At 37.6% G+C, this 21,271-nt stretch carries 23 protein-coding genes; 11 read left to right on the forward strand and 12 right to left on the reverse strand.

Annotation, left to right across the window (positions count from 1 at the left end):
- Positions 1–89 precede the first annotated feature (89 nt).
- Entirely contained in the window at positions 90–1,076 is a 987-nt protein-coding gene (locus MKZ14_RS19080) for a metal-dependent hydrolase (RefSeq protein WP_016995053.1), read from the forward strand.
- 35 nt (positions 1,077–1,111) lie between these two features.
- Here the strand turns inward: MKZ14_RS19080 and MKZ14_RS19085 are convergent, their stop codons facing one another.
- The 3 genes from MKZ14_RS19085 to recX are packed head-to-tail and all read right to left on the reverse strand — an operon-like array spanning position 1,112 to position 2,511.
- Positions 1,112–1,381 (reverse strand): YfhJ family protein, encoded by a 270-nt coding sequence (locus MKZ14_RS19085; protein WP_016995383.1) that lies wholly within the window; start codon positions 1,379–1,381, stop codon positions 1,112–1,114.
- Positions 1,382–1,711, reverse strand: coding sequence for a YfhH family protein (locus tag MKZ14_RS19090; protein WP_036076977.1), 330 nt, complete (start codon positions 1,709–1,711; stop codon positions 1,382–1,384).
- Positions 1,708–2,511, reverse strand: a complete 804-nt coding sequence (recX, locus tag MKZ14_RS19095; protein WP_036076974.1) for a recombination regulator RecX — start codon at positions 2,509–2,511, stop codon at positions 1,708–1,710. Before recX ends, MKZ14_RS19090 begins: the two co-directional genes overlap by 4 nt.
- A gap of 205 nt (positions 2,512–2,716) precedes the next feature.
- Here recX and MKZ14_RS19100 point away from each other — a divergent pair, with 205 nt between their 5' ends.
- The 3 genes from MKZ14_RS19100 to rlmD all read left to right on the forward strand — a co-directional run bounded on the left by MKZ14_RS19100 (position 2,717) and on the right by rlmD (position 5,935).
- Positions 2,717–3,625 carry a TIGR01777 family oxidoreductase gene (locus MKZ14_RS19100; RefSeq protein ID WP_258860026.1) on the forward strand — a complete coding sequence of 303 codons (909 nt, stop codon included), beginning with the start codon at positions 2,717–2,719 and terminating at the stop codon, positions 3,623–3,625.
- Positions 3,626–3,693: 68 nt separating this feature from the next.
- Complete coding sequence (locus tag MKZ14_RS19105) at positions 3,694–4,518, forward strand: polysaccharide deacetylase family protein (protein ID WP_016995377.1); 825 nt, start codon at positions 3,694–3,696, stop codon at positions 4,516–4,518.
- 37 nt (positions 4,519–4,555) lie between these two features.
- Positions 4,556–5,935, forward strand: a complete 1,380-nt coding sequence (gene rlmD / locus MKZ14_RS19110; protein ID WP_016995376.1) for a 23S rRNA (uracil(1939)-C(5))-methyltransferase RlmD — start codon at positions 4,556–4,558, stop codon at positions 5,933–5,935.
- Positions 5,936–6,260: 325 nt separating this feature from the next.
- Here the strand turns inward: rlmD and MKZ14_RS19115 are convergent, their stop codons facing one another.
- Together MKZ14_RS19115 and MKZ14_RS19120 are read right to left on the reverse strand one after the other, a co-directional pair.
- A complete protein-coding gene (locus MKZ14_RS19115; RefSeq protein ID WP_036076970.1) occupies positions 6,261–6,896 on the reverse strand; it encodes a hypothetical protein in 636 nt (211 codons plus the stop codon).
- A 238-nt stretch (positions 6,897–7,134) separates the two neighbouring features.
- Positions 7,135–8,319: an MFS transporter gene (locus tag MKZ14_RS19120; protein ID WP_258860028.1), complete on the reverse strand. Its 1,185-nt coding sequence runs from the start codon at positions 8,317–8,319 to the stop codon at positions 7,135–7,137.
- A gap of 373 nt (positions 8,320–8,692) precedes the next feature.
- On the opposite strand from MKZ14_RS19120, the gene MKZ14_RS19125 reads away from it, so the two are divergent.
- Entirely contained in the window at positions 8,693–8,878 is a 186-nt protein-coding gene (locus MKZ14_RS19125) for an SE1561 family protein (protein WP_016995373.1), read from the forward strand.
- A 40-nt stretch (positions 8,879–8,918) separates the two neighbouring features.
- Here MKZ14_RS19125 and MKZ14_RS19130 read toward each other — a convergent pair whose 3' ends face one another.
- Positions 8,919–9,719 carry a YwqG family protein gene (locus MKZ14_RS19130; RefSeq protein WP_333004919.1) on the reverse strand — a complete coding sequence of 267 codons (801 nt, stop codon included), beginning with the start codon at positions 9,717–9,719 and terminating at the stop codon, positions 8,919–8,921.
- 187 nt (positions 9,720–9,906) lie between these two features.
- Between MKZ14_RS19130 and MKZ14_RS19135 the strand changes: the two genes are divergently transcribed.
- Positions 9,907–11,445 carry a fumarate hydratase gene (locus MKZ14_RS19135; RefSeq protein WP_016995371.1) on the forward strand — a complete coding sequence of 513 codons (1,539 nt, stop codon included), beginning with the start codon at positions 9,907–9,909 and terminating at the stop codon, positions 11,443–11,445.
- Positions 11,446–11,717: 272 nt separating this feature from the next.
- The gene (locus tag MKZ14_RS19140) at positions 11,718–13,622 is read left to right on the forward strand and encodes a heavy metal translocating P-type ATPase (RefSeq protein WP_016995370.1); all 1,905 of its coding nucleotides are present in this window, start codon (positions 11,718–11,720) and stop codon (positions 13,620–13,622) included.
- Between the two features lie 246 nt (positions 13,623–13,868).
- On the opposite strand, the gene MKZ14_RS19145 is transcribed toward MKZ14_RS19140, so the two are convergent.
- The gene (locus MKZ14_RS19145; RefSeq protein WP_016995369.1) at positions 13,869–14,786 is read right to left on the reverse strand and encodes a YihY/virulence factor BrkB family protein; all 918 of its coding nucleotides are present in this window, start codon (positions 14,784–14,786) and stop codon (positions 13,869–13,871) included.
- Between the two features lie 22 nt (positions 14,787–14,808).
- Complete coding sequence (locus tag MKZ14_RS19150; protein ID WP_339280343.1) at positions 14,809–15,135, reverse strand: YtxH domain-containing protein; 327 nt, start codon at positions 15,133–15,135, stop codon at positions 14,809–14,811.
- A 177-nt stretch (positions 15,136–15,312) separates the two neighbouring features.
- Here MKZ14_RS19150 and MKZ14_RS19155 point away from each other — a divergent pair, with 177 nt between their 5' ends.
- The gene (locus tag MKZ14_RS19155; protein WP_016995366.1) at positions 15,313–15,534 is read left to right on the forward strand and encodes a DUF1128 domain-containing protein; all 222 of its coding nucleotides are present in this window, start codon (positions 15,313–15,315) and stop codon (positions 15,532–15,534) included.
- A gap of 67 nt (positions 15,535–15,601) precedes the next feature.
- Here MKZ14_RS19155 and motB read toward each other — a convergent pair whose 3' ends face one another.
- Positions 15,602–16,354, reverse strand: a complete 753-nt coding sequence (gene motB / locus MKZ14_RS19160) for a flagellar motor protein MotB (protein WP_131521945.1) — start codon at positions 16,352–16,354, stop codon at positions 15,602–15,604.
- The gene (gene motA, locus MKZ14_RS19165) at positions 16,338–17,141 is read right to left on the reverse strand and encodes a flagellar motor stator protein MotA (RefSeq protein WP_004225583.1); all 804 of its coding nucleotides are present in this window, start codon (positions 17,139–17,141) and stop codon (positions 16,338–16,340) included. Before motA ends, motB begins: the two co-directional genes overlap by 17 nt.
- Before the next feature lie 193 nt (positions 17,142–17,334).
- Here motA and MKZ14_RS19170 point away from each other — a divergent pair, with 193 nt between their 5' ends.
- The 3 genes from MKZ14_RS19170 (at position 17,335) to MKZ14_RS19180 (ending at position 19,594) form a co-directional block, all read left to right on the forward strand.
- Entirely contained in the window at positions 17,335–18,576 is a 1,242-nt protein-coding gene (locus MKZ14_RS19170; RefSeq protein ID WP_036076957.1) for an aminopeptidase, read from the forward strand.
- 140 nt (positions 18,577–18,716) lie between these two features.
- Positions 18,717–18,851 (forward strand): hypothetical protein, encoded by a 135-nt coding sequence (locus MKZ14_RS19175; protein WP_016995362.1) that lies wholly within the window; start codon positions 18,717–18,719, stop codon positions 18,849–18,851.
- A gap of 179 nt (positions 18,852–19,030) precedes the next feature.
- Positions 19,031–19,594 carry a carbonic anhydrase gene (locus MKZ14_RS19180; RefSeq protein ID WP_004225593.1) on the forward strand — a complete coding sequence of 188 codons (564 nt, stop codon included), beginning with the start codon at positions 19,031–19,033 and terminating at the stop codon, positions 19,592–19,594.
- Positions 19,595–19,666: 72 nt separating this feature from the next.
- On the opposite strand, the gene MKZ14_RS19185 is transcribed toward MKZ14_RS19180, so the two are convergent.
- Positions 19,667–20,254, reverse strand: coding sequence for a GNAT family protein (locus tag MKZ14_RS19185; protein ID WP_016995361.1), 588 nt, complete (start codon positions 20,252–20,254; stop codon positions 19,667–19,669).
- Positions 20,255–20,412: 158 nt separating this feature from the next.
- Positions 20,413–21,237 carry a polyphosphate kinase gene (locus tag MKZ14_RS19190; protein WP_036076955.1) on the reverse strand — a complete coding sequence of 275 codons (825 nt, stop codon included), beginning with the start codon at positions 21,235–21,237 and terminating at the stop codon, positions 20,413–20,415.
- Positions 21,238–21,271: the final 34 nt, after the last annotated feature.

Genomic DNA, 21,271 nt, shown 5'->3' on the forward strand with positions numbered 1-21,271 from the left:
CAAAATATTTAAATATACCTTTTATTATTTTTGAAATAAGTTGTATGCACATTGTACTCGATTTTAATGCATACTAGGAGTGGATATTTTTGGATTCAGGTACACATTTCGTTATGGGTATTGCCCTTGGCGGTCTTGCATTAGCCGACCCTGTAGTAGCCGATCATTCAATGACTTTTACAGCAGTAATGGCAGGTACAATTATTGGCTCACAAGCTCCAGATGTTGACACTGTGTTAAAACTACGTAATAACGCCATCTATATTCGACATCATCGAGGAATTACACACTCACTACCAGCTGTAGCTATTTGGCCTATTTTAATTACCATTGTTTTATCACTAATTTTGCAAGACGTGAATGTGTTACATTTATGGCTTTGGACATTTTTAGCTGTGGCGCTTCATGTTTTTGTCGATATTTTTAACGCATATGGTACACAAGCAATTCGACCCTTCTCTCGAAAATGGGTTGCATTAGGTGTCATTAATACATTCGATCCCATAATCTTTTCCTTACATTGTGTCGGAATTGTGTTATGGGCATTTGGTACAAATCCAGTATGGACATTCAGTATCATGTATATCGTTATCGTGATTTACTATATTTTACGATTTGCCGTGCAAAAAGCAGTAAAAAATGCGGTGCATCATACCATTCAAGATGAAGAATATGTCATTGTAGCACCTACTATGCGCTTTTTTCACTGGCGAATCGCAGCCAAGTCCAAAACTCATTATTATGTTGGGCGTGCATATGGAAGGACTGTTAATATTTATGATAAATTCGAAATTAAGCCTTTGCCTAAAACGGCCCTTGTAGATGCTGCAATGAAAGATCCTAACTTAGCTGCATTTGTGTCCTTCTCCCCTATGTACCGATGGGAGATTTCAGAGCTTGAAAACGGCCTAATAGAAGTACGGTTAATCGATCTGCGTTACCGTAGTGACAATCGTTATCCTTTCGTGGCCGTAGCACATTTAAATGAGGCGAATGACATCATTACGTCTTACACAGGCTGGATCTTTACAGAAGATAAGCTCCAGAAAAAACTTCAAATTGGTGCAAGTAATTAAGCAGTAAACCCTGACCAATATTGGTCAGGGTTTTATTATTGTACCATATCATCACTAGCATCTAGTAAATGTATATATTTCGGATTACGCCCGGCAAATGCGTGTAGTTTATCACCGTAGCTAGCAATTAATTGACGAACAAGATTTTCTGTATACTCTGCTCCACGATAATCATACCCTGCTTTCGCGGCAGTTGATTCAAAATCACTCCATAACAACTCTACCCAAACCTGCGCCCGTCCAACAGACATCTGAGGATTCTTTGCAAGTAACTCTGCTGTTAGTTTCTCAATTTTTTCATCCATTTATTTGCCCACCTTTACTGGAGAAAGGATAGATACTGGTAGTGCCTCTTGGTATTTGTCCCCGCCTAAACGGTGACCCCAAGCAAAGCGTCCCTTTAAATAATCTACTTGGAAAAACTCATTATCTGAACCATCAATACGATACATTTCTCCTGGAACGATCGTATCAAGATCCACTAAATAAGCCGCAGCCATTAAAGCTTTGCGTTCATAAACAGCAAATTCATTGATGATTCCTAGCTGTTCTGCCTTTCGAGCTTTCTCTTTTAGAAAAGCAATTTCCTCTCGCAATTCATGTTCAGACATAGCTGCATAATTTTTTTCACTCATTCTTCATTCTCCTTCTCTTCTATAAAACGGTCTATTACTTCTATAGGGAACCCTTTTTGATAGAGCGCCTGTTTAACCTTCATCTTTAGCTCATAACCAGTATACTTCGATACGTACTTTTTCCAAACTTTTTCGCCTTGAGCATCGAGTAACTGCTGCCAGTTGTCATCATCCTGCCCTATCTCAACTTGGCTAAGCACCTCTTCCACTATCGAAAAAGCATAACCTTTTCTTAATAAGTAATCTTGAATTTTGGTCTTAATTTGTGTTGGCGTCCTCTTGCTCTCCGCACGAACAATTTTCTCAGCAAGTTGCTTAGCAAGTTTTACTTGTTCCTCAAAACTATAAGTAGCAAGCACCTCATCCTGCAAGTTTTTCTCAATGCCTTTTTTGATCAGGTCTTGTCTAATGGCTCTCGGCCCTTTTTTCATAGTGGCTTTCTTTGTATCAAGCAATGCCTTTGAATAGTTTTCATCATTAATAAAGCCATAGGATTTTAACTTTTGGATCGCCTCTAACACTACAGCTTCTCCAAATTCTAAGGCGAGTAGTTTTTTCTTAACCTCATGCTCACTTCGCATTTGATAAGATAAGAAGTTTAGCCCCTTATTAAATGCCTTACGTATCTCATCTTCATAGGCAATTTCTTGGATTTCAAATTCATCGAGCACCTTTCCCTTTGTTAAACCAAACTGAATAAGAATGGCTTCATCAACCGGAAAAGCATACTCTTCATTTAAATAGATATTGTAGCGTTCAGGATTGTTTTTTTGACGTGCAATTTTCGTGATCATACGCATAGCAAACACCTCACTATTGTCATTATAGCATTTCTTTATAGGGAATCTGACAATTAGCGCGGTTAATTCCCCTCTGTTTGCGGGTATTCTCTTCCCTTCCACGGGTAAACTTCCTGCTCGCAATGAATGCCTAAAGATGTTTACTTTCTGGTTACATGATAAACTTATTAGTAAGCTTTTTTATTCGAGAAAAGAGGTGCTTGTTATGAAAATTGTGATTGCAGGTGGTACTGGCTTTGTTGGAAAAGCTCTTATACAGCTATTGCAGGACAACGGACATGACCTTTTTGTCTTAACACGTCATAAGTCTAGGCTAGAAAACGGCGTTCACTATGTTCAATGGCTACAGCAGCAGGAGCAACCTTTGGAAATCTTTGAAGGTGTGGATGCCTTTGTGAATTTAGCAGGTGTTTCATTAAATAATGGTCGATGGACAAAAAAGCAAAAGAAAGCAATCTATTGGAGCCGAATGAATGCCACATTAGAAATAGTACGAATAATGGACATGCTCACAATAAAGCCAAAAGTCCTTATCAATGCTAGTGCCGTTGGTATTTACCCAACTTCCACAGAAACCATCTATGATGAAGATTTTACGGATTACGCAACTGATTTTTTAGGCACCACAGTCCACGATTGGGAGCGACATGCGAAACGAGCAGAAGCATTAGGCATTCGTGTAGCACTTGCACGCTTTGGTGTCATCTTAGGTAGAAATGGTGGCGCACTTCCACCAATGCTATTGCCCTATCAAATGCATGTGGGTGGAACGATTGGCTCTGGAGAGCAGTGGCTTTCATGGGTACATATTGAAGATGTAGCACGTGCGATTTATTTCGCTATTACAAATGAAAATATACATGGTCCATTTAATATAACAGCACCGCATCCAATGAGAATGAAGGAATTTGGTCAAATGATTGCAAAAGTTATGGACAGACGTCATTGGCTAGCTGTTCCTAGCTTTGCGATGCGTTTAGCTCTCGGCGAACAAAGCAAACTTGTGTTAGAAGGACAACAAGTGCTACCAACCCTTTTAGAACAACAACATTTTATATTTAAATTCCCTTATTTAAAGCAAGCACTTGAAAATTTGTTAAAGACTCAAGATTAGAAAAAATTAAGTTGGATAATTTTTTTAGAAATTACGCATTCTAATGAAAAAGAAAGGATGCGTTTTTTATGTGGAAACAACATATTGTAGGCGCGGTAATTGCTACTTTTATTATTGCCGCAGGAATTAGCTTTAATCCATTTTTTGCTGCCGGTTCTGATGAACACCATTGGGGCTTTAAACGCGCTCAAAACGGAGAGCAGGCAGAAGCAGGCGCACAGCTCGATCAGTTACTCGACAAATATGGTGCGATTTATAAAGGGAAGGCAGATAAAAAAATTGCCTATTTAACATTTGATAATGGCTATGAAAACGGCTTTACTGAAAGTATCTTGGATACATTGAAAAAAGAAAATGTACCTGCAACTTTCTTTTTAACTGGCCATTACTTAGACAGTGCTAGCGATTTGGTGAAACGCATGGTGAAGGATGGTCATACTATCGGGAATCACTCATATGGACACCCTAATATGGCTCGACTTTCGCCGGATGGCATGCGTGCAGAATGGCAAAAGTTTGATGGCAAATTACGTGAATTGACAGGCATCGATCGTACAACATATGCTCGTCCACCTGAAGGTATTTTTAATGCAAAAGTGCTAGAAGTGGGCAATGCTGAAGGTTATCGCCATATTTTTTGGTCTGTGGCCTTTAAGGATTGGTTGAAAGATGAACGTCGTGGTGCAGATTATGCTTATAATGCACTTATGGAACAATTGCATCCTGGTGCTGTTATTTTAATGCATACAGTAGCACAGGATAACGCAGAAGCATTACCAATGTTTATTGCAGAAGCTAAAAAGCAAGGTTATACTTTCTTATCACTTGACGATTTAGTATTAGAATACGAAGATTTCCCTGTTGCTTTGCAATCGCCTGCTCCTTCGCTATAATGGGGAGATGACATTATAGAGCAGGGACGTGGAACGTTTGACGCAGCAAACAACAATGACCGTGGGACAAAAATTCCCACTAACAATAAAAAGGCTAGGTATTAATGGTGAAGGTGTAGGATTTTATAAACGCAATGTAGTATTTGTAAAAGGAGCTATTCCTGGAGAAGAGATCACAGCACAAGTAACAAAAACACAACGTAATTTTGCTGAAGCAGAGATTTTAGCCATTCGTAAAGCTTCAAAACATCGTCAGGAAGCACCTTGTCCAGTGTACAATGAGTGCGGCGGCTGCCAGCTTCAGCATATGACCTATGAAAAACAGCTAATAGAAAAGCGAGACATTGTTATACAAGCATTAGAGCGTTATGCCAAACCTTTACTCGAAACAATTGAAGTACGAAAAACTCTTGGTATGGATGATCCTTGGCATTATCGTAATAAAAGCCAATTCCAAGTGCGTAAAGAAGGCAAGCGTGTTTATGCGGGTTTATTCGCTGAAGGAAGTAATAAGCTATTAAACATTAATGATTGCCTCGTTCAGCACCCAATTACTTCCAAAATTACCGTCGCCACTCGAAAAATCTTACAAAAGCTAAATATTACTATTTACGATGGTCGTACACTAGATGGTTTAGTGCGTACGATTGTTGTACGTACCGGGATTCGTACCGGTGAGACACAAGTTGTTCTTGTCACAACACGAAAAGAAATCCCTCATTTAGCTGAATTAATTTCACGTATTAAAAAAATTGATCCAAGTATTGTATCCATTGCACAAAATATTAACCGTGAAAAAACATCATTAATCTTCGGTGATGAAACCATTGTACTTGATGGCAAAGAAACAATTCATGAAGAGCTTGGCGAATTGGCTTTTGATTTATCTGCCCGCGCCTTCTTCCAACTAAATCCAACACAAACAGTTCATCTTTATAATGAAATTAAAAAGGCTGCTGCTTTAACAGGAAAAGAAACAGTCGTTGATGCATACTGTGGCGTTGGCACAATTGGATTATGGTTAGCAGATAAAGCAAAGGAAGTTCGTGGAATGGATGTCATCCCTGAAAGCATTCAGGATGCCCGTAAAAATGCTCGCAACCATGGCTTCAAGCATACAAAATATGCGGTGGGTACAGCGGAAAGTGTCCTAGCAAAATGGCGCAAGGAAGGATTTACACCAGATGTAATTACGGTAGATCCGCCACGCACAGGACTAGCACCTGAGTTTATTCGAACAGTCCTTAAACTAAAACCTAAACGTTTTGTTTATACCTCCTGTAACCCATCCACTTTGGCAAAGGACTTACAACAATTAGCGAAGCTTTATGACGTTGAGTATATTCAGCCCGTCGATATGTTTGCACAGACTGCGCAAGTGGAATGCGTGGCAAAACTTGTTTTAAAAAACAAATGATATGAAAAGGACGTATCCCTTTGGAAACGTCCTTTTTCTAATGCACAGCACAAGCTGCCTGGTGGATGATGGATGGTCCAGAAAAGTCGATACCTTAACCAATAGCCCAGGATTTAAATGACTATTAAATGTTAAATTTTCAGCTTTTATCTAAAGAACTTTAAAACGTAAGCTTTGTACTTTCACCTTTTACCTTTGAGCTTTCAAATCAGTTTAGTTGAAAGTTACATTGGAGTAAGGCATGTTTTACGTTTTAACTCGCACACATGCCTTGAAGCGCGAGCGACTTTTCGTTTTCCATTTTCGCTAGGCCATGCAAATTTTGTTAAACTTGTACTTCAATAAAGGTTGTGGCATTCGACTCTGATAAGACAGCGTCAACCTCTGATTCAAATTCTTCAATCCGATTGCTCAATTTCTCAATTTGTTGTTTAACATTTAGGGGATCAATGATTTCAAACTCATTTCTTTTCATAAATGTTTCGGTATGTAATTTGACTTCCTCTGGTGATTGTTTATCTTTATTGCCCAGTATGTTAATTAAATAGGTTTCCAGCTTTGCAGGTAACGCATCATTTTCTTTGGCAACTGTATTAATAGCTGAACGATGCTGATGTTGTATAACTTCTAGCAAATTCTTTTCGTATTGAATGGATTGTTTCCGTTCAATTGCCTCTGCTACAGTCATTTCCTCTTTGCCCACCATCACCTTTGTGTTTGCATTGGACTGCACAACTAACGCTTTTATTTTATTTCGATAGGAAATTAAACCTACCACTTTATCATAGGATGCTTGCATTTGTTTTTCATATTCAGGAATGTCTACACCATTAATTTTACGATTGCTTTTTCGATTAGCTACGACTGCGCTAACCTCATTTGTTGCTGCTTCAATTCGTAGAGTCAGCATTTTTAATTCTGTTAAAGCACGGTGGATAGATAGTTTTTTCATTTCTGTCATGATTAAAACCTCCTTTTTAAGCAAGTGTTCTTTTATTATAAATAGAAGGATTGATAATGTCCAAAAATCTCCATTTTCTTTTTTATTGCTTTCATTAGAACATGTCTGTATAATAACTTTCTAGGTGCCAAACCTATGTAACATGGACGGAACATCCTTGTTACGCAAAAAACGCCATAACAGCACGGATTTGCTGGGCGTTTTTTGTTTTTTGAGCGGGAGATGAGCCCCGCTCTTTTTATTTTGCCATCGTTGGTTGTTGATGCTTGCGGCGTCCAAATATAAATAAAACGATTGCAACGGCTAGCAAAAGCATAGCCACAAGTAAAAGGAAGCTATAATTTTTTACATATTCTAAATAAACTCCACCTAAAAATGGACCTGTTAAGCTACCAATACTTAGAGCAATTCCGCAAAGTAAATTCCCCGTAGGCAGTAGCTCCTTTGGTGTCAAATCAGCCATAAATGTAATCCCTAAAGAAAACATCGAGCCAACCAGTGTACCCGTTAAGAAAAATGCGACAGCTACAGCGAATTGTGAATGCTCTAAAAAGCTTGCAATCGCAAAAATAATTGCGCCACCAAATGAACCAATCATCAAAATATTCCTTCTCCCTACTTTATCTCCTAGTGCACCGAGCGGCACTTGCGTTAAAATACCACCAAATGTAAACACAGATAAAATGATAGGAATCATGCCGACTTCAAAGCCCTTGCGTAATGCATAGACAGGAAACAAGGCATTTAGTGAAGACTCCAGAAAACCATAAACAAATGGACCTAAAAAGGCAATCCACCCAAATAAAATAGCCATTTTATACCGTTGCCATCCTCTGGCATTTAAATCACCTGTTAAACGCTCAGGCTTTTCATTTTGTAAGAGAAATACAAAAGACCATGCAAAGAGGCACATTATTGAAGATACGATAAACGGTAGCGCTTCAGCAATTTCAATGAGCTTCACCATAAGTGGCCCAACAGCAAAACCTATGCTAAATGATAAGCCATAAATGGCCATCCCCTTCCCTAAGCTTTTATGATCTGCTGTACTTGTAATCCATGTTTGAGTGGCATAATGCAAGGCATGATCGCCTACACCAATTAATAAACGAAGGACAAACCAAAAGGTCACACTTTTCCATAAAGGAAATGTAAGTAAAGACGCAAAAACTAGTGCTCCACCAATTAAAATAATCGGTTTATAGCCCCATCTGCGTAAGGGCTGCTCGATAAATGGTGAAATTAGTAATGTCCCTATGTATAAGCCAGTTGCATTCAAGCCATTCAATGCAGAGGATACCCCATCTCGTTCAAATATTATCGAAATAAGCGGTAAAAGCATCCCTTGAGAAAAGCCTGATATGGATACAATTAATACTAGAATGGTAAATCTTTTTTTGCTGTAATCTGAGAAGTACGTCATTTTTTCCTCCAATATCAAGTCATTCTTCCAAAGAACAGCATACCAAAAAGCCTTAGCGCTCACCACATGTGATTTTACGCTAAGGCTTAACTAATACTTATCCTCATTTAATTGTATAAACACGAATTTCGGCTTTTGAATATTACCGATTACTTGTTTAAACTCCCTCCTTTTCGAGTTAGCGTTGGCAAATGACTTTTTTTCAATCAGCTCCTTTACTTTATCTTAAAACAACTTTAACATACATCCTCAATATTGTAAATATTCTGTCTATTGTTTTTTAAAATTAATCTCTTAGTCCTAGGTGTTTACCTAAACATTGAAATTTAAGCTCAAATCCGCTACGATGAAAGGGATGAAATGAGGTGTACGAATGTCAAAGCCAATCACTGATAAAGAGCAACAAGTAACCTATTTAAAAGAGCGTCTAGAGATGTTTTTAGAAGTATTAGATGCCCTTGATCCTGAAACAGCTGAGTTAGAAGATATTGATCGCTTAATCCAAATGATGGATGATTTAGAGGACAAAATGGAGCAATTTCATGCTCGTGAACAATAATGAATAAAAAACAAGCGAGCATCGTGTGCTCGCTTGTTTTTTAATGGCAATCCCAATTATAAAGCACCTTGCTAAAATCTTTATTCATTAACTCTTCCTCTGTGATAAAGAAATTGCCAACGCCACAATCGCCCCAAAGAATATTGTCGCCGACACTATCAATCTGTAACAGCATAATGATTGAATCTTTATAATCTCCATAAGCTCGAGGATCCTCTTGCGTAAAGAATGGATACCCTCCAATTTTATGACCATCACCAGTCATAGTATCATAGAAGCTGTCTTCTAATGCTTCATCATTCTCCAAAGCTGTTAAGATGCTAGCATACTTGTCATTGCTTCTAAAATCATCAATCGACATCGGCTCAACGCCTGTAGTAAAGGATAATGCCATTTCACGCTCGACAGGAAAATATAATTCCTCATCATCTATTTCTATAAAAGAAAAATCTTGAATAAGCTGTGCTTCCTCTTGCGTAACCTGTTCATGAAATATTACACGAAAGCCTTCTTGATTTTGCCCATTATCAAAATCCATTCCTAAAACATCGTCATAACCATCAATATAAAATTGCAATATCCCCTCTTTTGGGAAATTGGGTAAATGCTTTGGAACCTCTGCAAAGTTAATTTGAGCTAATAGCTTTAACGGTTGTCCCTTTTTGTTTTTTGGATAGTCCATTGCCAACGGGAAATAAGGATCTCCTGCAAACTTACTTTGAAATAAAGTTGTTTTACTTATCTCCGTATCAATCAATACTACAGGCTTCAATGTTCCTTCTATTAAAGGTCTATATTGTTCGAAAGCTTCTGGTAATTCAAGTAAAGTTTTAGCAGTCATGCAAGTTCCTCCTAATAATGGATTTATTCTATTTTAGAACAAACGTTCTACAAAATCAATCCCCTCTTCCATACTATTAAAATATGCTTTAATTTAGGGCTCTTAGATAACGGCTCTTTTTTTCATTAGTTGAAAAGAGTATAATGTAACGTGGAAATAATCAATTTTTCTATGGGGGGCAATACCAATGAATCTACAAACTTTGGAGAAGAGTCTTTACGATTTAATTACTGAAACATCTACGAATCTACCTAAGGATGTACGTCGTGCTATTAAAAAAGCAAAAGAAGCTGAGAATGCTGGTACTCGTGCAGCAATGAGCTTAGACACAATCGCAAATAATATTATTATGGCAGAAGATAACGTGTCACCAATTTGTCAGGATACAGGACTACCAACTTTCAAAATTTATACTCCTGTTGGCGTAAACCAATTAGAAATTAAAGCTGCAATCAAAAAAGCAATCAACGATACAACTGCAGATGCTAAATTACGTCCGAATGCGGTGGATTCATTATCTGGTGCAAACAGTGGTAATAATCTTGGTGATGGTCTGCCAGTGATGAAATTTGAACAATGGGAAAAAGATTACATTACAATTAAGTTAATTCTAAAAGGTGGCGGCTGTGAAAATAAAAACATTCAATACAGTCTACCATGCGAATTAGAAGGTCTTGGTCGTGCAGGACGTGACTTAGATGGTATTCGTAAATGTATTTTACACTCCGTATACCAAGCACAAGGTCAAGGCTGTTCTGCTGGTTTCATTGGTGTAGGTATTGGTGGAGACCGTTCTTCTGGCTATGATTTAGCAAAAGAGCAATTATTCCGTCATGTTGAAGATACAAATCCAAATGCAGATCTTGCAAAATTAGAAGAGTATGTTGTTAAAACAGCTAACACATTTGGTATCGGTACAATGGGCTTCGGTGGTGAAGCAACATTATTAGGCTGTAAAATTGGCGTCATGCACCGTATTCCAGCTTCTTTCTATGTATCAGTAGCATATAATTGTTGGGCTTACCGTCGCATGGCTGTGGACATCGATCCTCAAACTGGCGAAATTTTGAATTGGCACTACCAAGAAGGTGAAAAAATTACCTTCAAGGAGAATGAAGTAGCTGCTACAACAGAAGATACAACTACAGATGTAGTAGAACTTACTGCGCCAATTACTGAAGAACAAATTCGTTCATTAAAAGTTGGCGATGTTGTTTCTATTACTGGTCGTATGTATACTGGTCGTGACGCCATCCACCACCATTTAATGAGCCACGATGCACCAGTTGACTTAAATGGACAAGTTATTTATCACTGTGGACCTGTAATGGCTAAGGATGAAGAAGGCAATTGGACAGTAAAAGCGGCTGGTCCAACTACTTCAATTCGTGAGGAGCCTTATCAAGGCGATATCATGAAAAAATTCGGTATCCGTGCTGTTATTGGTAAAGGTGGAATGGGACCAAAAACATTAAAAGCGCTTAATGAGCATGGTGGCGTTTACTTGAATGCAATCGGTGGAGCAGCACAATACTATGCGGACTGTATTAAAGGCGTTGATGGTGTTGATTTAATGGAATTTGGTATTCCTGAAGCTATGTGGCACTTAAATGTTGAAAACTTTACAGCAGTTGTAACAATGGATTCACATGGTAACTCACTACATGCAGATGTGGATAAATCATCATTAGAAAAACTTGCTTTGCATGCAGAAAGAGTTTTCTAATTAAATAGTAAGTAGCGGTAACTCGTTTTATTGCACAATTTTGTAAGGCACAGAATATTCCTAGTGAATAAACTGTGCCTTTTTCAATTTACAATCTTTGTCTAATTGTTTAAAATTCATCAAACTTCCTACTTTATTTTTATAAATTCCTTTGTTATAATAATTCTAAATAATACAGATAGTAATTGAAATCCATTTTCAATTGAATAGCTCGAAATAATGTTATTTTACAAAGGTTTTGATATTGATTTTCATTATCAGGAGGGATATAGATGGAATACTCTAATCGAGAAAATATAAACTTAATTGAGAAAGTAAAAGAGCATGCAGAATTAATCGCTGCATTAATGGCTGGAATTTTCATCTTACTTGCATGGCGTTTAGACTCAAGTGGACAAACAACAGCTTCTGTTCTATTATATTTAATTGCCTTTTGTGTAGGTGGATTCGCTAAAGCAAAAGAAGGCATTGAAGAAACCATAGAAGAGCGAAAGTTAAATGTTGAGCTATTAATGGTATTAGCAGCAATTGGCTCAGCAGCAATTGGCTATTGGACTGAGGGTGCCATCCTAATATTTATTTTTGCAGTAAGTGGTGCACTTGAAACATATGCGATGAATAAAAGTCATCGTGAAATTTCAGCCCTTATGAATTTACAGCCAGAAGAAGCATGGTTAGTGCGTGGTGGATTTGAGCCGATGAAGGTGTCCGTTTCCACATTACAAATCGGGGATCATTTATTGATTAAACCTGGTGAACGCATTCCTGCAGATGGCATTATTTTCAAGGGTCAATCTTCCATTGATGAATCAGCTATAAGCGGGGAGCCCCTGCCTATCTCAAAAGGTGAAGGTGACGAAGTATTTGCAGGCACAGTAAACTTAAATGGTGCTATTACAATGGAAATGACAAAGGCGAATTCAGAGACACTTTTCCAAAAAATTATACAGCTCGTCCAAAGTGCTCAAAGTGAAAAATCTCCCTCTCAGCAATTCATTGAAAAATTTGAAGGGACTTATGTAAAATTTGTTTTACTTGGTGTTGCCGTCATGATGTTTCTTCCCCACTTCTTGCTCGGCTGGGACTGGACAACAACCTTTTACCGAGCAATGGTGTTATTAGTAGTTGCTTCTCCTTGTGCACTCGTTGCGTCTATTATGCCTGCAACACTTGCTACGATATCAAATGGTGCAAAAAATGGTGTGCTATTTAAAGGTGGTTTACACTTAGAGCATCTTAGTGTATTACGTGCATTGGCTGTCGATAAAACAGGTACTTTAACTCAAGGAAAACCAGTTGTGACAGATTTTATTGTTCGTGATGGCGTAGAACGTGATACGGCTTTAGCAATTCTCGCAGGAATTGAATCTCAATCCAATCATCCCCTTGCCCAAGCTATTACCTCATATGCTAAGGCTGAAGGAATCGACGTATTGCCACAGGCAACAATTGAAGATATTCCAGGCTGGGGTATTAAAGGAACGATTCAAAACAAGGAGTATCAAGTAGGCAAACCAGAGTTTGTTGATGCGCAACTTGCCAACAATTTTGCAAATAGTGCTGTAACTAAACTTGCAGCAGAGGGAAAAACAGTTATTTTCATTCGAGATCAACATGGTATTGTTGCATTAACAGCATTAAAAGATACTGTGCGCTCTGAAGCTAAGAAAGCTGTTACATTATTAAAAGAGCTTGGTATTCAAGTGGTGATGCTTACAGGTGACAACGAAAAAACAGCGAAAGTTATCGCGAAGGAAGCTGGCGTTACGGAATATGTTGCGGAGTGTCTGCCCGAAACAAAGGTAACTGAAATGAAACGATTACTTACCCAACATCAATTCGTAGGTATGGTCGGCGATGGTATTAATGATGCCCCTGCACTGGCTACTGCAACTACTGGCATTGCTATGGGTGAAGGCACAGATGTTGCGCTTGAAACAGCGGATGTTGTGCTGATGAAAAATGACTTATCAAAAATTGCCTATGCTGTTCGTTTATCACGTAAAATGCAACGTATTGTGAAACAAAATATTTTCTTCTCTATCGGGGTAATTGTCTTATTAATCGCCTCTAACTTTTTACAAGTAGTCGACTTGCCTTTAGGCGTAATCGGACATGAAGGTAGTACAATTCTAGTTATTCTAAATGGTTTACGTATGCTCAATAAAAATGTTTAACATCAATCAAGCCTCAGCGTAATTACGTCCAGATTGTTTTCAAGCTTGCTTGAAAGCTCCTCTTCAAAATCTGTGATATCCGCTGGGGCTTTTATCTTGTTTCAGGCGTTTTCTGGACACCCATTGAACAATTGGTGCATTTACCTCACCACTTATAGAGGTGGACGTTTTCAGCTGAATCAAGATAAAATAGCCTCGCTACTCATTAAGAGTATAGCGAGGCTTTTGCTAAAGCTTATTATTTCCTTATCGACGAATTTCCTTTTGAAGCGCTCTTTTCTGCATTGTAGCGTTTAATACGCCACCAAAGATTAAAATGATTCCCGTAAAGTATAGCCAGAGCATTAAAATAATGACGCCACCAATACTACCATATGTAGCAGAATAATTTGCAAAATTATTAATATAAAAAGAGAAACCATATGTGACTGCTAACCAAGCAAGTGTGGCAAATAGCGCCCCTGGCCATACGCCCATTATTTTCAAACGTGGACTTGTATTTGGCACAAACCAGTAGATGCCCATTAATACGATAAAAATCAATAATGGCGGTATTGACCATCTTAATCTATGCCAAACTGATTCAAACTGCTCCTCTATTCCGACGATTGAGAAGAGGAAATGGCCAATTTGCTGACCAAAGACTGGCAATAAGAGAGCAACGGCAATAACAATAACGAGGGCGATTGTAAAAACTAGTGATAGGCCCCTATCTAATATACCTGCTCTCCCTTCTGTATCATAGGCTTTATTTAAGGCACGAATTAGTGCATTAATGCCTTTAGATGCAGACCAAATTGTACCTAAAACCCCAATGGAAAGTAAACTACTATTTCGATTTGTTAAAATCTCATTCAGTGTATTTTCAATAAGCTTATACACTTCATCGGGTAATATATTCACTAAAAATGAATAGACCTGAGTTGTTTGCAAGTTAAGATATGGTAGTAGTGTTACCAAGAAAATAAGTAAGGGGAAGAACGATAGTAAAAAGAAATAAGCCAATTGTGCAGCAAGCGCAGATATTTCAACTCGCTTGAGTCGACCTATTAAATCTTGGATAAAGCCCTTGGATGTCATAATATCAATCGCTCCCTCATCTGGAGAGACAAACGTTTTTACAAATCCAAAAGTATTATGCAATGTTGCTTTTTTCTTTTCCATACAATTCCTCCTAAAACGCCCTTCACTCCTTATGAGGTAACGTAAAGGCTGTTTTCGTATCTTCAATCATTCCCTGTATCGTGGTAGGTAAATCCTTAAATTCATCCACCTTTTCAGCAATTGTGTTGACATTATCTGACACACTTTCACAAAGCACCTTTGCTGCTAGTACTTTTTCCTCTACCAAAACCTGCAATTCTTCTCGATTTGCAGCATAGTATGAGATGGCTTCCTTCATCTTTTTTGTTGAGGCAATTGTTTTTTCTCGTGTAGCGTGATCTAACATACTTAATGCTGCTCCTACAGCTGCTCCTGCTACAATAGATACTAATAATTTACTTTGACCCATAATAAAACCCCCTGCTTGTATAGTTGCATATTCCCTATTATTTCATAAATAAACAGTCTTCTGCCCTTATTCTACCCAATAACAGTCTATTTTTAAAGCAATGCCTAAATACAGAGTTGACATTTTTTTTATTCAATGAAATGATATGTGCGAGGATGACGAAAGGTAGGGTAAAAAATGGATTTATCAGTTCCATCTAAAGAAAACGTTGTGTATATGGTTGATCAAATGAAGGACAAGCTTCGTATGGTGAATGTCGATGCAATGAAATCTGAAAACTTCGATGAAGCAAATTATGAAGATTTAGTGTATCTATATGAAATGGTTATGAAGAGAGAAACTTTTAGTCCAAGCGAAATGCAAGCGATTGTTGCTGAATTAGGATCTTTGCGTAAATAGGTAAAATGAAAAGCTATTAGCTTAAGACATTTGTCTGCTGCTAATAGCTCTTTTATTACTGTGTACTCTAAGTTTCTGAACCATCCTCAGTAACTAATGGTTGAATTAATACTTCCACACGACGATTCTTCGCACGTCCTTCGGCTGTGTCATTTGGTGCAATTGCACGATACTCACCGTTTCCTTTTGCACTAAAGCGCGTAGGATCTAATTTGTCATTACTTTCAATAAGCAGTTCTAAAAATTTAGTTGCACGCATTACAGATAACTGAAAATTCGATGTGAAATTCGGACCTGCTGGCACATTATCTGTATGACCTGTGATGACAATATTTCGAGCTGGATCAGATTCCAGCATAGTTGATAGCTCTTTGGCAATAGGGACATACTCAGGTTTAACTGTTGCCTGCCCTGGATCGAATAAAATACTATCACGGATTGTCACTAGCAACCCTTCATCCGTCATTTCTGTGGCAAATTGACCTTCCATTTCATTGACTGCAATAAAATTATCCACACTATCTTTTATTTCAGCTAACTCCTGTTGATCCTTTAAATAGGCAGAGTTTTGCTGTGGCGTTTGGTCGCTATCTGCATTCGGAGTAGGGACTGGTGCAGGTTGCTCTAGAAAACTAGTTCCACCATCAAAGACTTGATTAAAAACTGCCGACATTCTTTCTAGCTTTTCTTGATCGACTGAACTTGAGGCAAACAAAATAATGAACACGGCTAGCAGCAAAGTTAAAATATCTGCGTATGGCACTAACCAAGATTCATCAATATGTTCATCATGCTTTTTTTTCTTAGCTTTCTTTGCCAAGGCCACCCGCCCCGCTTTCACCAGAAATTTGACGACGTTCTTCCATTGTTAAGTATGATGATAGTTTCTGTTCAATAACACGTGGTGCCTCCCCTTCTAATACTGAAAGGATACCCTCAATCATCATTCTCTTTTGTTTTACCTCTAAAGCAGATTTACGCTTTAGCTTGTTCGCAAATGGATGCCATAAAACATACCCTGTAAAGATACCGAGTAGTGTAGCCATGAAGGCAGCTGAAATAGCATGTCCTAGCTTTTCGATATCATTCATATCAGCCAATGCGGCGATTAACCCTACTACTGCACCAAGAACCCCTAAAGTAGGTGCATATGTACCTGCTTGCGTAAAAATAGCTGCTCCACTAGTATGTCGCTCTTCCATCGCTTCTACTTCTTCTGTTAGGACATCACGTATGTAGTCAGCATTTTGACCATCAATTGCTAATGTAAGGCCATTTTTTAAAAATGGATCTTCAATCTCTGAAGCCTTACTTTCAAGTGCTAATAGCCCTTCGCGACGAGCTAAGTCAGCCCATTGTGAAAACATTTTAATAATCTCTATATCATTTGCTAATTTTGTTTCTTTAAAAAGAATTTTAAATAGCTTTGGCACACGCTTTAACTCCTGCATAGGAAAGGCAATTGTTACTGCGGAAATAGTACCAAAAATGATAATTAGGATAGCTGCAGGGTTATAAAATGCAGATAAACTTACACCCTTCATTACCATCCCTGTTAATAATGCTACTAAAGCAAGTATTAACCCTATAATCGACGACTTATCCATTCTAGAACCTCCAAATCTCTACTATCTAATGTTATTTCGTCTTTTTTTCCATATTTTAAATATATATATTTCTAGTATAAATGTATTTCATATATTTTTCGATGTAATTAATGCTTTTTATTCACATTTCGACCATTTTTGATTATATTGAATTAAGAATAATACACTTAACTGTCTTAAATTGAAGGGGGATATGATTTTGTTATTATCGTTTGACACAAAATTACTAAAATATGCAGAGTTAGCGGTGAAAGTAGGAGTAAATATCCAAAAAGATCAGTATCTTTATATAAGCTGTTCGACTGATAATCTAAAACTCGCACAAATAATTACTAAAATAGCCTATAAAAATGGTGCAAAACAAGTTTTTGTCGATATATCCGATGATGAACTTGTACGTGCTCGCTATGAAGGAGCACCAAAAGACTCATTTGATTTTTTCCCACCATGGAAAGTGCAGGAACGTGAATGGTTAGCTGAACACGGTGCTGCCTTCTTAAGTATTAGCTCACAAAATCCAGATTTATTAAAAGGTATTGAGCGTGATCGAATCATGGCATTCCAAAAAGCATCTGGCCAAGCACTTGCAAACTATTATCATTGGTTGCAAGCAGATAAATTTAGCTGGTCGGTCATTGCTGCTCCTTCTAAAGCTTGGGCAGCAAAGGTCTTCCCTCACCTACCAGAAGAACAGCAAATAGATGCATTATGGCAAGCTATCTTTGCAGCCACACGTATAGACGTTGAAAATCCTGTTGAAGCTTGGCATGCCCATGATCAGGAACTACATAGCAAAGCTGATTACTTAAATGCAAAGCAATTTAAGTCACTGCACTATACGGCACCAGGCACGGATCTAACAATTGAACTGCCTCCACATCATGTGTGGACAGGAGGTAGTAGTAAAAGTACACAAGGCCAAACATTTATGGCCAATATGCCAACTGAAGAAATTTTTACAGCACCGTTAAAAACAGGTGTTAATGGTTATGTATCAAGCACTAAGCCTTTAAGCTATGGCGGCAATATTATAGATAATTTCACCTTAACATTTAAAGATGGTCGAATCATTGACGTCAAGGCGGAGCAAGGCCAAGAAATTTTAGCTTCTCTTATTGAAACGGATGAAGGTGCTCATTACCTTGGTGAAATAGCATTAGTGCCACACAAATCACCTATTTCACAATCCAACCTATTATTTTACAATACATTGTTTGATGAAAATGCATCCAATCATTTAGCCATTGGTAGTGCCTATGCATTTTGCATTGAGGGCGGCAAAGAAATGACTTCTGAGGAACTAAGTGCGCATGGTCTTAATCAAAGCTTGACACATGTAGACTTTATGATTGGCTCGAATAAAATGAATATAAACGGAATAACACATGATGATCAAATAGACCCAATATTCCGTGATGGAAATTGGGCATTCTAAATAATCCATTCCTACTAATAGTATTCTAGGCTAAGTATGTTAAGGTTGTCATAAATTATCCTTAGATTTTCCTAGTAACCTATTGTATAATTGTTTTAGGGAGTTTTAGTAGATCATTTAAGTAGAGAGGAGCTCTAATAATGTTCGTTACAACTGTTCTTGGCTTTTCAGTAGTTTTATTAATTTCAATGGGATTCTTCATCCACTACCTACAAGTTGGTTTAGATAGCAAGTCTTCAGTAACTGTAGATCCAAAGCCAAACGAAAAATTTTAATGTGTAAAAAACAGCTACTATTATAGGTAGCTGTTTTTTTATAGCTTATAAGTTATTTCATCTACTAAAGCGTATGAAACTGCTTCTTTATTGTAAAAATTATCTGAATACAGTCTTTATTGTTTGCATATTGAAAATTTTGCTCTACAATATTTTTTGTAAGGAAGGGAGCAATATTCATGACAATGTTACAAGATATTCTAGAATTTAACAAAGAGTTTGTACAAGAAAAAAAATATGAGCCATTCATCACTACGAAATATCCTGATAAACGTATTGTTGTTTTATCTTGTATGGATACTCGTCTTGTAGAGCTTTTACCAAAAGCGATGAATTTGCGTAATGGCGATGTAAAAATAGTGAAAAGTGCTGGTGCGTTAGTAAGCCATCCTTTCGGTGCAGTTATGCGTAGTTTATTAGTTGCTGTCTACGGCCTACAAGCTGATGAGGTGTATGTCGTTGGACATTATGACTGTGGTATGAGTGCGGTTGATCCTGATGCCATGCTTAGCGAAATGGTACAACGAGGCATCGATCCAGAAACAATCAAAATGTTGGAATATTCCGGTTTTGATTTAAAAGAATTTTTACGAGGTTTCGGTGATGTAGCAACAAGTGTTAAGAAAAGTGTCGATACAATTCGTAATCACCCACTAATGGTTAAAGACGTACCTGTTCATGGTTTAATAATTGATCCAAATACAGGTCATCTAGATTTAATTGAAGATGGTAATAAACAATAAAATTATTTCTTGATACATTCATAAAAGAACAAGTGCCTATCCTCACTATGTGGAAGATAGGCACTTATTATTCTATTCATCCTCTAAACGTGCATACATATAGTGATCTACCCAATGACCATTGATATACAGTAGCTTTCTTAGCAGACCCTCCTGCTGGAATCCAGCCTTCTCTAATACACGCATGGAGGCATTATTTTGTGTTGATACATAGGCCTCTACACGATGTAGACCAATTTGTTCAAATGCAAATCGAACCACCATATTCACAGCTTCTGTGACAATGCCCTTTCCAACATAAATCTCATCCATCGCATAGCCAACAAATGCACTCGAGTACGGTAAGCGTTTGACAGCATAAAGTGCAATATGCCCTATTAGATTGTTTGTACCATGCTCAAAAATACCAAACGTAAATTCACGCTTTGACTCCATTAAATAGAGACTTTCTTGGATTTTTTTGTATTGAGCATCGACTGTATAGTATTCAGGTCTTTGCAGTGGCTCGTATATAGACCAAAAATATTTATTACGGCTTACGAGACCCGTTAAACTTCGTGCATCTTTTTCTTGGAATGTGCGGATGTAGCATTTTTCCCCCTTTATCGTTACCACATTCCCACCCTTTTTTCTTAATAGATTCCAAATTTTAAGCACCATTTCTCCACACTAGCCTTCCAATAAAAATCAATACATTTCTCTTTGTTACATTGGTCAATCCGTCATTCCAAACCCTATTTTTATATTATTGTATGTAAAAAAAGAGGCTGCTACAACCAAAACAGCTCATGTCTTATTGTCATAACAGCACAATTCAATTATTTAGTTTTTTGTTCTTTCTTTTTCTCGTTTACTATTTCTAAACTGGAGGAATCAGCATCCTCTAGTTGTGTATTGTCTAACACATTTGTTAAATGAAGACCACGTTTTTGAGCCTCTCGTTCAATGTGTGCAATGGTTTCTTGTAGCACCTGTACACGGGCATACTTTTTGTCATCTCCAGCTACTAAGATCCATGGCGCATCTTTTTTATCTGTCTTTTCAAACATCGCATTTGCTGCTTCAATATACTGAGGTGTTTTATCTCGATTGCGCCAATCCTCGGCTGTTAACTTCCAAGATTTATAAGGGTTTTGTTCACGTTCTTTAAAGCGTTTTAATTGCTCCTCATCTGATACATGAAGCCAGAACTTAATAATTATGTAATCTCCTGCAGTTAAAATCTTCTCGAAATTATTAATTTCTTCATAAGCACGAGACCATTCATCCTTTGTTGCAAATCCTTCGATGCGTTCTACTAATACGCGACCATACCACGAGCGATCAAAAATAGCGATTTGCCCATGCTGAGGCAATTTTCTCCAAAATCGTTGTAAATAATTGTAGCGTAATTCATGAGCTTGAGGGGCAGATATAGGATGTACAACATAACCGCGAGGATCGACACGTTCGATTAATCGTTTAATAGCGCCACCTTTACCAGCTGCATCCATTCCTTCGAATACCAAAATCAAGCCAATCTTGTTTTTTAATAAAAATTGTTGTGCGTTCAACATTTCATATTGGAGTACTTTTAATTTCTTTTTATACATTTTTTTGTCTAGTTCAACAGTTAGATCTAGATTTTTCAAATTTTGTGTCATGAAACTTCACTCCTTTTATTTGGATATTCTTATT

Origin of the sequence: Lysinibacillus sp. FSL P2-0066 (assembly GCF_037969495.1) — a bacterium.
Taxonomy (GTDB): Bacteria; Bacillota; Bacilli; order Bacillales_A; family Planococcaceae; genus Lysinibacillus; species Lysinibacillus boronitolerans.

Bases quoted from the DNA above. Each gene is read 5' to 3' on its own strand.
- MKZ14_RS19085 (WP_016995383.1), bottom strand. From the start codon at position 1,381: ATGGATGAAAAAATTGAGAAACTAACAGCAGAGTTACTTGCAAAGAAT.
- MKZ14_RS19090 (WP_036076977.1), bottom strand. From the start codon at position 1,711: ATGAGTGAAAAAAATTATGCAGCTATGTCTGAACATGAATTGCGAGAG.
- recX (WP_036076974.1), bottom strand. From the start codon at position 2,511: ATGCGTATGATCACGAAAATTGCACGTCAAAAAAACAATCCTGAACGC.
- MKZ14_RS19100 (WP_258860026.1), top strand. From the start codon at position 2,717: ATGAAAATTGTGATTGCAGGTGGTACTGGCTTTGTTGGAAAAGCTCTT.
- MKZ14_RS19105 (WP_016995377.1), top strand. From the start codon at position 3,694: ATGTGGAAACAACATATTGTAGGCGCGGTAATTGCTACTTTTATTATT.
- MKZ14_RS19115 (WP_036076970.1), bottom strand. From the start codon at position 6,896: ATGACAGAAATGAAAAAACTATCTATCCACCGTGCTTTAACAGAATTA.
- MKZ14_RS19120 (WP_258860028.1), bottom strand. From the start codon at position 8,319: ATGACGTACTTCTCAGATTACAGCAAAAAAAGATTTACCATTCTAGTA.
- MKZ14_RS19125 (WP_016995373.1), top strand. From the start codon at position 8,693: ATGTCAAAGCCAATCACTGATAAAGAGCAACAAGTAACCTATTTAAAA.
- MKZ14_RS19130 (WP_333004919.1), bottom strand. From the start codon at position 9,719: ATGACTGCTAAAACTTTACTTGAATTACCAGAAGCTTTCGAACAATAT.
- MKZ14_RS19135 (WP_016995371.1), top strand. From the start codon at position 9,907: ATGAATCTACAAACTTTGGAGAAGAGTCTTTACGATTTAATTACTGAA.
- MKZ14_RS19140 (WP_016995370.1), top strand. From the start codon at position 11,718: ATGGAATACTCTAATCGAGAAAATATAAACTTAATTGAGAAAGTAAAA.
- MKZ14_RS19145 (WP_016995369.1), bottom strand. From the start codon at position 14,786: ATGGAAAAGAAAAAAGCAACATTGCATAATACTTTTGGATTTGTAAAA.
- MKZ14_RS19150 (WP_339280343.1), bottom strand. From the start codon at position 15,135: ATGGGTCAAAGTAAATTATTAGTATCTATTGTAGCAGGAGCAGCTGTA.
- MKZ14_RS19155 (WP_016995366.1), top strand. From the start codon at position 15,313: ATGGATTTATCAGTTCCATCTAAAGAAAACGTTGTGTATATGGTTGAT.
- motA (WP_004225583.1), bottom strand. From the start codon at position 17,141: ATGGATAAGTCGTCGATTATAGGGTTAATACTTGCTTTAGTAGCATTA.
- MKZ14_RS19170 (WP_036076957.1), top strand. From the start codon at position 17,335: ATGATTTTGTTATTATCGTTTGACACAAAATTACTAAAATATGCAGAG.
- MKZ14_RS19175 (WP_016995362.1), top strand. From the start codon at position 18,717: ATGTTCGTTACAACTGTTCTTGGCTTTTCAGTAGTTTTATTAATTTCA.
- MKZ14_RS19180 (WP_004225593.1), top strand. From the start codon at position 19,031: ATGACAATGTTACAAGATATTCTAGAATTTAACAAAGAGTTTGTACAA.
- MKZ14_RS19185 (WP_016995361.1), bottom strand. From the start codon at position 20,254: ATGGTGCTTAAAATTTGGAATCTATTAAGAAAAAAGGGTGGGAATGTG.
- MKZ14_RS19190 (WP_036076955.1), bottom strand. From the start codon at position 21,237: ATGACACAAAATTTGAAAAATCTAGATCTAACTGTTGAACTAGACAAA.